Source organism: uncultured Chitinophaga sp. (assembly GCF_937898475.1).
Classification (GTDB): domain Bacteria; phylum Bacteroidota; class Bacteroidia; order Chitinophagales; family Chitinophagaceae; genus Chitinophaga.
The window spans coordinates 124,650-137,924 of the sequence record NZ_CALEJS010000040.1 but is presented as its reverse complement, the minus strand read 5'-3'; the positions used below and the strand labels follow the sequence as shown (position 1 = coordinate 137,924).

At 50.7% G+C, this 13,275-nt stretch carries 10 protein-coding genes; 6 read left to right on the top strand and 4 right to left on the bottom strand.

Features of this window, described 5'->3' with window-relative positions:
- Complete coding sequence (locus Q0577_RS23850) at positions 1-852, bottom strand: endonuclease/exonuclease/phosphatase family protein (protein WP_298740807.1); 852 nt, start codon at positions 850-852, stop codon at positions 1-3.
- A 155-nt stretch (positions 853-1,007) separates the two neighbouring features.
- Positions 1,008-3,773 (bottom strand): leucine--tRNA ligase, encoded by a 2,766-nt coding sequence (leuS, locus tag Q0577_RS23845; RefSeq protein ID WP_298740805.1) that lies wholly within the window; start codon positions 3,771-3,773, stop codon positions 1,008-1,010.
- Positions 3,774-3,855: 82 nt separating this feature from the next.
- Between leuS and Q0577_RS23840 the strand changes: the two genes are divergently transcribed.
- From Q0577_RS23840 to Q0577_RS23825, 4 genes are all read left to right on the top strand, one after another.
- Positions 3,856-4,728: a permease-like cell division protein FtsX gene (locus Q0577_RS23840; protein ID WP_298740803.1), complete on the top strand. Its 873-nt coding sequence runs from the start codon at positions 3,856-3,858 to the stop codon at positions 4,726-4,728.
- 38 nt (positions 4,729-4,766) lie between these two features.
- Complete coding sequence (locus tag Q0577_RS23835) at positions 4,767-5,030, top strand: DUF3098 domain-containing protein (RefSeq protein ID WP_298740801.1); 264 nt, start codon at positions 4,767-4,769, stop codon at positions 5,028-5,030.
- Positions 5,031-5,050: 20 nt separating this feature from the next.
- On the top strand, positions 5,051-5,851 hold the full coding sequence (locus Q0577_RS23830; RefSeq protein WP_298740800.1) for an undecaprenyl-diphosphate phosphatase: 801 nt from the start codon (positions 5,051-5,053) through the stop codon (positions 5,849-5,851).
- 99 nt (positions 5,852-5,950) lie between these two features.
- On the top strand, positions 5,951-7,186 hold the full coding sequence (locus Q0577_RS23825) for a hypothetical protein (RefSeq protein ID WP_298740798.1): 1,236 nt from the start codon (positions 5,951-5,953) through the stop codon (positions 7,184-7,186).
- An 82-nt stretch (positions 7,187-7,268) separates the two neighbouring features.
- Here the strand turns inward: Q0577_RS23825 and Q0577_RS23820 are convergent, their stop codons facing one another.
- Complete coding sequence (locus tag Q0577_RS23820) at positions 7,269-8,435, bottom strand: alanine dehydrogenase (protein ID WP_298740796.1); 1,167 nt, start codon at positions 8,433-8,435, stop codon at positions 7,269-7,271.
- A gap of 170 nt (positions 8,436-8,605) precedes the next feature.
- Positions 8,606-9,031: a tRNA (adenosine(37)-N6)-threonylcarbamoyltransferase complex ATPase subunit type 1 TsaE gene (tsaE, locus tag Q0577_RS23815; protein ID WP_298740793.1), complete on the bottom strand. Its 426-nt coding sequence runs from the start codon at positions 9,029-9,031 to the stop codon at positions 8,606-8,608.
- Positions 9,032-9,251: 220 nt separating this feature from the next.
- Between tsaE and Q0577_RS23810 the strand changes: the two genes are divergently transcribed.
- Together Q0577_RS23810 and Q0577_RS23805 are read left to right on the top strand one after the other, a co-directional pair.
- Positions 9,252-11,357: a cation-translocating P-type ATPase gene (locus tag Q0577_RS23810; RefSeq protein WP_298740791.1), complete on the top strand. Its 2,106-nt coding sequence runs from the start codon at positions 9,252-9,254 to the stop codon at positions 11,355-11,357.
- 13 nt (positions 11,358-11,370) lie between these two features.
- Complete coding sequence (locus Q0577_RS23805; protein ID WP_298740789.1) at positions 11,371-13,275, top strand: ATP-dependent DNA helicase RecQ; 1,905 nt, start codon at positions 11,371-11,373, stop codon at positions 13,273-13,275.

Here is a 13,275-nt window from a genome sequence, read left to right as displayed (position 1 = left end):
TTATTTGATAATGATCCTGCTGAACACCGGGAAGTGATCTGAGGCAAAATGCCCTTTCCAGGTATTGGAGAGCGAAGCATGTTGTAATACAGAGATATTTCCTTTCAGGAATATATAATCAATCGGCGCATCTCCCCGTTCTGCGCGTTTAAACCCATTGAAAGTACCATCAGGACCGAAGTGCGGTGTTTTGCTGACGGCTTTGCTGTCTGTTAAATGCAGCGGATCGCTGTTGTTCATGATCACCTGTATCGGCTCATCAGTGGGCGTGGCGTTGAAATCTCCGGTGATCACAGCTGGTGTTCTACCAGCAATAGCGGCTACCTGCTTCAGCAACAGATGTGCACTTTCCCTGCGGGCTACCGTGCCTATGTGATCAAAATGCGTATTAAAATGGATGAATACCTGTTTGGTCTTTTTATCGCGAAACTTTCCCCAGGTTACAATACGTGTGATAGCGGCATCCCATCCCTTGCTGCCCGGCACATCAGGCGTGGCGGATAACCAGAAGGTCTTGCTTTGCAGCAGCTGTAAACGGGTGGTATCATAGAAGATAGCGGAGTATTCGCCCTGTGTTTTGCCATCGTCGCGCCCTACACCGATGTATTTGTATTGTGGCAGTCGTTGCTGCAGGTCTGTTATCTGCTCATACAAAGCTTCCTGCACGCCCAGCAGCTGGGCTTCGTAAAACAGTACAGCACTGGCAACCTTATCCTTACGGTAGGGCCAGGCGTCCAGGCTGTCTCCGGGGTTGTTATAGCGGATGTTGAAGGTCATAACGTTTAGTGGCGTCTGCGCTGCGGCTACAGTACCAATGAGCAGCAACAGGTACAATAAGCATGTCTTTCTCATGAATGGTTTTAGTTTAGGTTTATAAAAATAACAATGCTGCAGCGAAGTTGTAGTACTTAGCTGTTAAGTTATTATGAGCGGTAATTGTATACAATAAGAAAGGGTGTTACACCGCTGTATACGGCATAACACCCTTCTGTTTTGTTATATCTTTCTTACACAACTACATTGATCATCCTGCCCTTTACGATCACCAGCTTCTTCAGCGGCTTACCTTCCATCCATTTCTGTACTACTTCATTGGCCAGCACTTCCTGTTCGATGGATCCATTGTCTGCATCGAGGGCAAAGCCCATTTCCGTGCGGGTTTTACCATTGATGGCAATGGGATAGTTAAAGGCGCTTTCCTTTACATACTGCTCTTCAAACACCGGGTAAGCAGCATCGAGGATGCTGGTAGTGTTACCCAACAGGTGCCACAGCTCTTCGCTGACATGCGGTGCAAATGGCGCCAGCAATATCAGCAAAGGCTCCAGTATGCTACGCTTGTTGCACTTCAGGGAGGCCAGCTCGTTCACACAGATCATGAACTGGCTTACTGCGGTGTTATAAGAGAAGTTGCTGGTATCGTTGTCTATTTTCTGGATGGTCTTGTGCAGCACTTTGAGCTCTTCCGGGGTGGCGGGTGCATCTTTTACGATCAGGCCTTTCTGCTCGTCTGCATAAAGGCGCCACAGCTTTTTCAGGAAGCGGTGCACCCCTTCAATGCCTTTGGTTTCCCAGGGTTTGGACTGCTCTACGGGACCCAGGAACATTTCATACATACGGAAGGTGTCTGCGCCGTATTTCTCTACGATATCATCCGGGTTGACGGTGTTGTAACTTCTCTTACTCATTTTTTCGAGCAGGGTACCGCAGATGTATTTACCATCTTCCAGAATAAATTCAGCTGCGCTGTAGTCAGGCTTCCACTGGCGGAAGGCCGCAGTATCCAGCTCTGTACCGTCTACGATGTTCACGTCCACATGCAGCTCATCTGTTTCATACTGGTCTTTCAGACCGGCGGAAACAAATGTATTGGTGCCGCGCACGCGGTATACCAGGCGGGAGCTGCCGCCGATCATACCCTGGTTGAGGATCTTTTTGTAAGGCTCGTCAAAGCTGATATAGCCAAGGTCGTACAGCACCTTTGTCCACAAACGGGAGTACAGCAAATGTCCTACGGCATGTTCGGTACCGCCTACATAAACATCCACCTGGTTCCAGTAATCAGTGGCTTTACGGTCTGCAAATGCCTGGTCGTTATGCGGGTCGGCATAGCGCAGGAAGTACCAGCTGCTACCTGCATAACCGGGCATGGTATTGGTTTCGCGGCGAACGCCGGGGGCAATGTCCACCCAGTCAGCTACATTGGCCAGCGGGCCTTCGCCTTCTTCGCCGGGCTTGTAATTTTCTACGTGCGGCAGTTCTACGGGCAGGTCTTTTTCATCTACCGCATAAGCTATACCGTTTTTATACACAATAGGGAAGGGTTCGCCCCAATAACGCTGGCGGCTGAAACCGGCATCCCTCATTTTATAATTGATCTGGCGTTTGCCGATGCCCATTTCTTCCACCTTTTGCGCCACGATGTCTATAGCGGAGCGCATGTCCACACCGTTCAGGAAATCGCTGTTCTGCAGCACGGCATCCTTGGTGGGATTGGCCTCTGTTCCGTTAAAGGCATCGCCGATTATATTAGTGATGGGAATATTAAAGTGGCGGGCAAACAGGAAATCGCGCTGGTCGCCACAGGGTACGGCCATAATGGCGCCGGTACCATAACCAGCCAGCACGTATTCTGAGATCCAGATAGGAATAGGTGTTCCGTTAAAGGGGTTCAGGGCATAGGCGCCGGTAAAGCAGCCGGTGATCTGTTTCACTTCAGCCAGGCGTTCGCGCTCTGAACGGCTTTGTACATAGTCCAGGTATTTCTCTATTTCGGCCTTCTGTTCCGGTGTGGTGATCTGGCTCACCAGCTCATGCTCGGGCGCCAGCACCATAAAGTCCACTCCGAAGATAGTATCCGGGCGGGTGGTATACACGGTGAGGGGCAGGGAGGAATCCTGGATCTGAAAAGTGATCTCCGCGCCCTGGCTCTTACCGATCCAGTTGCGCTGCATCTCTTTCAGGGCCTCGCTGTAGTCTACCTGTTCCAGGCCTTCCAGCAGGCGGTTGGCATATTCGGTAATGCGCAGGAACCACTGGCGCATCTTTTTCTTGATCACGGGATGGCCGCCACGTTCGCTTACGCCGTTCACCACTTCATCGTTAGCCAGTACGGTGCCTAATGCGGGACACCAGTTCACTTCTGCAAACGCCAGGTAGCCCAGGCGATAGTGCATCAGTATTTCACGCTGGCGGCTTTCGTCAAAGCTTTTCCATTCAGCCGCGCTGAACCGGATGGAGCGGTCGCCCGGGCATTCATGCGCCTGGTTGCCTTCTTTTTCGAAGATGGCGGTCAGTACGGCGATGCGCTCGGCCTTGCGGGACTGGCGGTTGTACCAGCTGTCAAACAGCTGCAGGAAGATCCATTGGGTCCATTTATAGTAAGAGGGGTCCGATGTACGGAATTCCCTTTCCCAGTCAAAGCTGAAGCCGATGTTATTCAGCTGCTTACGGAAAGCAGTGATATTCTGCCCGGTGGTAATGGCGGGGTGCTGCCCGGTTTCCAGCGCATACTGTTCTGCCGGCAGGCCAAAGGCGTCGTAACCCATGGGGTGCAGTACGTTGAATCCTTTCAGCCGTTTGTAACGGGCGTAGATGTCTGATGCAATGTAACCCAGCGGGTGGCCTACGTGTAAGCCGGCGCCGGAGGGATAGGGAAACATGTCCAATACATAGCATTTGGGCCTGGAGCTATCATTACTTACCCGGTAAGCATTGGTCTGCTTCCAGTGCTCCTGCCATTTTTTTTCTATATCTCTGTAATTGTATTCCATTTTGTTAAAAAAATCCGTTCGGATTGGCAAAATTAAACATAACTGCCAATTTTTATTATTTTCGCCGATAAACTCTAGGTTAATGGCGCAACCGGGAAAATCATCAGCAAAGAGATCAAAACCATCATACTTATACTCAATCATCGGCGTAGCACTGGTATTGTTCCTGCTGGGCACCCTCGGCCTCATTATTATCCATGCCAACCGGCTGAGCGCCTATTTCAAGGAAAGTATTGAGATCCAGGTGATCCTGCGCGATAATGTAAAGGAAGAGCAGGCCACCGCTCTCCGGGATTCTATTGCACAAAAGCCATATGTAAAGTCTATTGAGTACGTGTCCAAAGATATGGCCGCCGCCCGGTTTAAAAAGGAATTCGGGGAAGACTTTATTAACCTGCTGCAATATAATCCTTTATATGCCAGCATCAATATTAAGGCAAATGCCGGTTATGTGAATGCAGACAGTTTACGTATTATAGAAAATAACCTGACGCGCCAGAGTGTGGTACGTGAAATATCCTATCAGCGCCTGCTGGTAGACAAGCTGAACGAGAATGTGCGGAAAATAGGCTTTGTAATGCTGGCCATCAGCGCCCTGCTGGCCATCATCGTGATCGTACTGATTGATAATACGATACGGTTGGCTATGTTCAGCAACCGTTTCCTGATAAAGACCATGCAGATGGTGGGCGCCACCCGCTGGTTCATTGCCAAGCCATTTGATATACGTAGTATTATCAACGGGGCATTGAGCGCTATCATCGCTATCGCCGGACTGGTAGGCCTGATCTATTTTGCCGACCAGTGGCTGCCTGAATTAAGCGGTCTGCGTGATTACTTTATGATCACCGTGCTGTTCCTGGGAATGATCATCATCGGTATCTGTATCTCCCTGGTGAGCACGCATCGTTCTGTAATGAAGTACCTGAAGCTGAAACTGGATGATCTTTATTAAAACCAATCATTTCTAACTGATAAGAAATTTAACCTGGTATGGTCAAAGAAACTAAACCTGCAGACAAACTGATCACAGACAGCCGTCCGCTGTTTGCAAAAGATAATTTTAAGATCATGCTGGCCGGGCTGGCAGTGATCGTAATCGGCTTCCTGTTGATGCTGGGCGGTTCCAGCGATGATCCCAATAACTTCAAACCGGAGGAAGTATACAGCTTCCGCAGGATCACCCTTGCACCCATTGTAATTGTACTGGGCCTGCTCATTGAAGTATATGCCATAATGCGGAAACCTAAAGCCTGACCCGATCACACCTGTAAAGAATGACCATATTTGAAGCGATTGTTATTGCCATTGTAGAAGGGCTGACTGAATTTCTGCCGGTCTCATCTACCGGCCATATGATTATTACCAGCGCGCTGCTGGGCATCAGCAAAGATGAGTTCACCAAACTATTTGAAGTATGTATACAGCTGGGCGCTATCCTGGCTGTAGTAGTGCTTTACTGGAGAAAGTTCCTGGTATTTGACAAACACCGCCTGAATTTTTATTTCAAATTATTTATAGCCGTTATCCCCGCGCTGATCGTGGGCTACCTTTTTGGCGATAAAATAGACGCCATGCTGGAAAGCCCGCTGGTGGTGGGCATTACCCTGCTGCTGGGCGGCATTGTGCTGCTTTTTGTAGATAACTGGTTCCTGCATCCGGAAGTGGATACAGATGAAAAAATAGACGTTTTCAAGGCGCTTCGCATTGGTTTCTGGCAATGTATTGCCATGATACCGGGCGTAAGCCGCAGCGCTGCCACTATCATAGGCGGGATGCAGCAGAAGCTGACCCGTAATGTGGCCGCTGAATTCTCCTTTTTCCTGGCCGTGCCTACCATGGCTGCCGCCACGGGTTATAAGCTGCTGAAAGGAAGAGAACTGCTCACCGCTTACCCCGAAAACCTGAAACTGTTGCTGATCGGCAACATAGTAGCCTTCGTAGTAGCCATCCTGGCCATCAGATTTTTCATTGACTCATTAAAGAAATACGGCTTCAGAATGTGGGGTTATTACCGCATTGTTGTAGGCATTATCATCCTGGCGGCGATCGCCATGGGGTATAAATTAAATGTTTAGATGTTTAAAGGTTTGAGGGTTTGAACGTTTGAAGGTGCCCTGATAATTATGGCCACTTTCAAACGTTCAAACCCTCAAACTTTCAATCCTTATACTTTTATGAAACAATTTCTGTTGTATTTGTTAGTCCTTAGCTCCGTTGTTGCCCGCGCACAAAAGAACTATGTACCAGCCGTTATTATCAGCCAGCAAAACGATTCGCTCCGTGGTTTTATAGATTACCGCAACTGGCGTATCAATCCTGAACAGATCTCATTTAAACAAGACCTGCAGGGCCATGAGCAGCGATTCAGCGCCGGTGACATAGCCGGTTTCCTGGTTACTGCTGAAAATGAACTGTATGTAAGCCGCCAGGTAGAACTGGATGTAACGGTGCAGACCATCGACAACCTGCTTGCCACAGGAGAGCGGGTTACCAGGAATGATACGGTGTTCCTGCTGACTATTGTGAAAGGCGCCTATAACCTGTACCTGTTCAACGACAGGAATGATCAGCCGCATTTCGTGTATGACAGCGCCGGGGTGCCTGCTAAAGAGTTAAGGCTCGTTAAAAGCAGGGCAAGTGATGGCTCTAACGCAATCGCTACCTTTCCGCTTTACCAGCGGCAGCTGAGCTACCTGTTTGCCGCCTGCCCCGAAGTGGCCAGGAAAGCCGCTGATGTGCGGTATTCGGAAGATGCGCTGCGCAAACTATTTACGGACTATCACCAGTGTAGAAATCCATCAGAGAAGATCGCGGTGAAAGCAAAGGAAAAATTAAATGTGAGATGGGGCCTGCTGGCGGGAACTGGTTTTAACAGCTTTAATTTCAGCGGCAGTCATTCCATGACCAGGGCCAGCTATAAAAGCAATACTACTCCATTAGCGGGATTGTTCATTGATGTTCCTGTAAGCCGTAACAGGCAGCAATACTGGCTCAGCGCTGAAGCGTTCTATAAAACGGAATCAGCTTCCGGAACGTTCACGAATGCCAATATCCTGGAGTCCTGGCAGGAGCAGGTGAGCATGAAATTCTCTTACGCGCAGCTGAATCTGCTCTTCCGTTATCTCTATCCTAAAGGCACGGTGAAGCCTTTTGCCAATGTGGGCTGGGGCAACGGTGTTATGATCGGTGAAAACAAAAACGAAAAGTATCGTACAGACCGTAAAGATGATGTGGAAAAAGCAATAAATGGTCCCCGTAAGCATGAAACCACTTTCCTCGCCGGAGGCGGTGTACAGTATAAAAGGATACAAATAGAAGGCCGCTATGCGTGGAGCAATGGCTTTTCTCCCTACATCAGCCTCAACACAAGCGTTCGCTCGCTACAGGTGATTGCAAGGTTTGCGTTGTAAGGGTTTGAACGTTTGAAAGTTTGATGGTGGCCTTAAACATTCAGGACTCCTTCAAACTTTCAAACATTTAAACAGTACCTGCCTATCCTTTCACGGCCAGTAACAGTTCCAGGTCTGTGTATTTTAGTTTGAATTTTTCGCTGAGGTGGTAGTTGGTAAGCGCGCCTTTGTACAGGTAGATGCCGTTGCGCACACCGCGCTTGATCCATACCAGGTTTTCAAAGCCGCCATCGTCGGCTGCTTCCATCAGCAGGGGCATGAGCACATTACTGATGGCCTCAGAAGCGGTACGTGCAAAGCCGGAGGGAATGTTGGGCACGCAGTAGTGTACCACGTCATACTTCTTGAACACGGGGTTTTCATGACTGGTGATCTCTGAGGTTTCAAAGCATCCGCCACGGTCTATGCTTACATCCACGATCACGGAACCGGCTTTCATATTGCTCACCATAGATTCAGTTACTACAATAGGGGTACGGCCGCTTTGGGAAGAGAGCGCACCCACGGCCACATCGGCATTGCGCAGTTGCTCTGCCAGCGCTTTGGGCTGTATAACGGAAGAGAATATCCGAACGCCGATGTTATTCTGCAGGCGTTTCAGCTTATAGATATTATTGTCAAATACTTTCACGGAAGAGCCTAAGGCCAGTGCTGTACGGGCGGCAAATTCCCCTACAATGCCTGCGCCGATGATCACTACTTTGGTGGGCGGGATACCTGTAACGCCGCCCAAAAGGATGCCTTTGCCCTTGTTGCCATTGCTGAGATACTGTCCGGCAATCAGCATTACTGCGCCGCCGGCAATTTCGCTCATGGCCCTTACAATGGGATAGGTGCCGGCGTCATCTTTCAGGTTCTCAAAAGAAAGGAGGGTAATACGTTTATCCATCATCTTTTCCACCTGGTGTGCCTTCAGCGCTGCCAGGTGAATGGGGGATATTACGATCTGGTGCGGGTGCAGCAGTTCAATTTCCTCGTCGTTCAAGGGGGCTGATTTTACAATGATCTCCGCCTTGTATACTTCTTTTTTGTCGTAAACAATCTCGGCCCCTGCCTCTGAATAGTCTGTGTCGTAGAAATGCGACCCATCGCCGGCTTTATGTTCCACTACAATATGGTGCCCGTTGGTGGCCAGAATGCTTACAGCATCGGGCGTTAAGGCAATCCGGTTTTCCTGGAAAGAGGTTTCTTTTGGGATGCCAATGAATAAACGTGAGTTTTTCTGCGGAATATCCAACGTTTCCTCCATTGGTGAATAAGTAAAGCCAGCACTCACAACAGGTTTTTGCCTTTGCTCCATATTCGTGTCAAAATTGTTCTGTGAAATTACGTCTTATTCAAAGATAAGCTATTTAAGATTGCGATTCCAGCCGCAGGTTTTATAAGCGCCTGTGATTCAATACATGTTGTCACATGTTTCTACAGGGTGCTTAACCGTCTCCGCTGATCGGGCAGTACTTCCAGGTGCAGGTGCACCGTGTCTGGCGGCAGCAGGCGGCTGATGATCCCGGGCCATTCCACAAAGCAGGTGGCATCCGGCTGATACAGGGTATCTTCTATACCTGCCGCTATCGCCTCCTCTTCATCCCGCAGCCGGTAAAGATCGAGGTGGTAGATGGTATGCGGCTGATTTTCCCCGTTATGATAAACGTATTCATTGATAATAGCGAACGTGGGACTGGCAGTGGCATCTTCCACCCCCCGGGCTGCACAAAGCGCCTTGATAAAGGTGGTTTTGCCGGCTCCCATCTGCCCTTCCAGGGTGAAAACCCGCTCTCCGTCAAAATGCGTCCAGAAAGCGCGGGCTGTTTCGGGCAGCTCCGCTTCGGTAAATGTCCATTCCATCACCAAAATTAATGTTTCCCGGGTCATTTATCCGTCAAATTAGCCATCCCGTTGCATTAATAATCCCTTCCCGGACAACCGGTTGATCTGTCCGGATGGTCAACAGGTTACAAGTCGCCGTCCATCAAATTTGCCTTTCCGTTGCATTAATATTTTACCGCCAAATACCCCCCTTTTCTAAATTTGTTGGGAGCGGTCTGATGACCGTCAGTTGAATAACATGGAAACGATCAGTTGCAAGGTAAAAGGAATGAATTGCACCAGCTGCGCGCTTACGGTATCCAGATACCTGGAGAACAAGGGCATGCAGGATGTGCAGGTAAGCTTTGCCACGGAGGAGCTGAGCTTTACCCTGCCTGCGGGCGTCAGCAATTCTCAGGACGTGCTCAAAGGCATCAATGAACTGGGATACCAGGTAGTGCTGCCCAACCAGGAAGCGCCCAGGGGAGTGTTTTTCAAAAGCCTGTATTTCAAATTCCTGGTATGCGCAGTATTTACGGCGCCGCTGCTGCTGCATATGTGGGTGAAATGGCCCTGGCTCCATAACCCTAACGTACAGCTGGCGCTTGCCACCCCGGTGTATATTATCGGGCTGTGGCATTTTGGCCGCAGCGCATGGCGCTCACTGGCCAACCGCATGGCCAATATGGATGTGCTCATTACGCTGGGCGCCAGCGCCGCCTATGTATACAGTTTGATCGGTACCTTGCAGCACCTGGGGCCTGACTATATGTTCTACGAAACCACGGCCGCCATCATCACCCTGGTGTTCCTGGGCAACCTGCTGGAAGAAAGATCGGTGAAGCAAACCACTACCGCTATTACCGCCCTGGCCAAAATGCAGGTTACCACCGCCCGCCTGATCAACGACGACCACGGGCATGAACATATTCACGAAGTAGATAACCAGACCCTTCGCACGGGCGACAAGGTACTGGTGAACACCGGCGATAAGATACCGATGGATGGCACCATCTACTGGGGCGGCGGTACGGTGAACGAATCCATGATCACCGGCGAAAGCACGCCCGTAGAAAGAAAAGAGAAAGATAAAGTTATAGGCGGCACCATACTGGAAGAAGGCACACTGAAAATGTTTGTGACGGCCACCGGTAAAGACACCGTGCTGTCTTACATCATAGAGCTGGTAAAGCAGGCGCAGGGCAGCAAGCCCCCCATGCAAAAACTGGCAGACCGTATCAGCGCCATTTTTGTACCCGCAGTACTGGGCATTGCGCTCCTTACTTTCCTGGGCTGGTGGCTGATTGCCCGGGATACGGCGGGGAATGCCATGATGCGCAGTATAGCCGTACTGGTGATAGCCTGTCCCTGTGCGATGGGACTGGCCACCCCCGCCGCCGTGATGGTAGGGCTGGGCCGCGCCGCCCGCAATGGAATCCTGATCAAGGGCGCGCAAACGCTGGAGGCATTCCGGAACATCCGCTACGTGGTGTTTGATAAAACAGGCACCCTTACCACCGGCAAACTGCAGATGGGCAATTTCCGCTGCTTTGATATGCAGGAGGCCGAATTTAAGGCGATCGTATACAGCCTGGAGAAATACTCCTCCCACCCCATAGCGAGGTCTGTCAGCGCTCAATGGAAGGGAAACGGCGAAGTGATGCTGCAGCAGGTACGCGAATATAAAGGGAGGGGCATGCAGGCCCAGGATAAGGACGGCAACCAGTGGCAGCTGGGCTCTTACATCATGGCCAGAGAAGCCACAACAGATGACAGCCACAACATTTACCTGCTGCGCAACGGCAAGCTGGCCGGCTGGATCGATTTCACAGACGAACTGCGCCCCGGCGCTGCCAAAGCCATTGCCGCACTGAAACAGGCCGGTATCAAACCCGTATTGTTAAGCGGCGATACCGCCCGGAAATGTAAAGACCTTGCACAGGAAGTGGGCATAACAGAAGTATACGCAGAACAAACACCGGAACAAAAACTGCAACGCATAGATGCGCTGATGCAACAGGCGCCGGTAGCCATGGTAGGCGATGGCATCAACGATGCCCCCGCACTGGCCAAAGCCACTATCGGCGTATCCCTCAGCGACGCCACCCATGTGGCCATGCAGAGCGCCAACGTAGTGCTGCTCAATAACAGCCTGGCCACCTTGCCACTGGCCATGGGCCTTGGTAAACATACTTACCTTACCATTAAACAGAATCTTTTCTGGGCTTTTATCTACAATGTGGTGGCGCTGCCTGTAGCAGCAGTGGGCCTGCTGAACCCTATTGCGGGCGCCGGTATTATGGCGGTATCAGATGTGGTGCTGGCCATTAACTCCGTGCGGTTAAGATATAAACGGGTAATTTAGCGGAAAAACAAGATTGACCGATCCAAGCTCCATACTGCGCCAATACTGGGGCCACGCTCAATTCCGCCCCCTACAGGAGGATATAATCAACGCTATACTGGCGGGCAGCGATACGCTGGCCCTCATGCCTACCGGTGGCGGAAAATCCATCTGCTTCCAGGTGCCCGCCATGATGAAGGAAGGGATCTGCCTGGTGGTGACCCCGCTCATCGCCCTGATGCGCGACCAGGTAGACAATCTTGAAAAACGCGGCATTAAAGCCGTTGCCATCTACGCCGGACTTACCAACCGGGAGGTGGAACAAACTTTGGAGAACGCCCGCCGCGGTCACTATAAATTTCTCTACGTATCACCGGAAAGATTGCAGAGCCGCCGTTTCCTGGACTATTGCGATGGCATGCCCCTGAACCTGCTGGCGGTGGATGAAGCGCATTGTATATCCCAATGGGGCTACGATTTTCGCCCGGCTTACCTGCAGATCGCCAGCATCCGCCGCTTGTTTCCCGGGGTACCGGTACTGGCGCTAACGGCTACGGCTACCCCGCTTGTACAAAAAGATATCTGTGCAAAGCTGGAAATGCAGCAACCAAAAGTGTTTGCCAAAAGCTTTGCCCGCGCCAATCTTTCCTACAGCGTATCGGAAGAAGCCAACCGCCTGGATAAGATCAAACATATACTGGACCGTGTACCTGGCTCCGCCATTGTGTATTGCCGCAACAGGCTGCGTACCCGGCAACTGGCAGAGGGCCTGCGTTTGCGGGGTATCGCAGCGGATTACTACCATGCGGGATTATCCCCTGCAGACCGTACCGCCAGGCAGAAAGCCTGGATAAAGAATGAGGTGCGTGTAATTGTCTGCACCAATGCATTTGGGATGGGGATAGATAAACCCGATGTACGGGTGGTGATCCACCATGATGTGCCCGACAGCCTGGAAGCCTATTACCAGGAAGCCGGTCGCGCAGGCCGTGATGAGCAGAAAGCCTATGCCGTGCTGTTGTACGATGAGCAGGAGCTGGGCGATATGGAAGACCGCATCCCTTTGCTGTTTCCCTCCCTGCAGGAAATAAAGCACGTATACCAGTGTATTGTGAACTACCTGCAATTGCCGGTGGGCAGTGCCGAAGGGCTTTATTTCAACTTTGACATCAATGAATTTGTAAAGCAGTTCAAGCTCAATATCACGGTTACTTACAGCGCTATCCGCATACTGGAACAGGAAGGCATACTGCAGCTGAGTGAAAGTGTATACCTGCCTTCCCGCGCCATGTTCGTTACCAATAAGGAAACCTTATACGCGGTGGAAGATGCGCAGCCCGCACTGGAGCCTTTAATAAAAGCATTGCTGCGCAATTATGAAGGCATCTTCGATAACGAAGTGCGCATCTTTGAAAAGCAGCTCAGCCGCATATTACGGCAAACCGAAGCACAGGTAACAGAGAAGCTGTGGCAGCTGCACCAGCAGGGCATTATTCGTTACAGGCCCAAAAGAGATGAGCCGCAATTATGTTTTCTGCAGGAAAGATTACAGGCAGGGAACCTGCGTATCAACATGGCGCGGGTGGAAGAACGGAAGCAGGCCTATATTACCCGGCTGAAAGCGATGTTCGGTTATATCCGCAGTAATGAACAGTGCCGTACACAAACTTTGGTAGCATACTTCGGAGAAAAGAATGACACGGCCTGCGGCGTTTGTGATGTATGTGTAAAGCGTAAAACGCGGCCGCTGGATCATGGCGCGGTAGATCATATTGCGAAATTGGTGATACAGCATCTGCAACAGCCTGTATCGCTTGCTTCGCTGCTGCAGATGCTGCCTGGTATCCCGGAGGACCGGCTGATGGATGTATTGCAGTTCCTCGTTGCCGAAGAGAAAATTATCCGTGACAAAGACGGCCTGTTAAGCAAGCGCCAATAG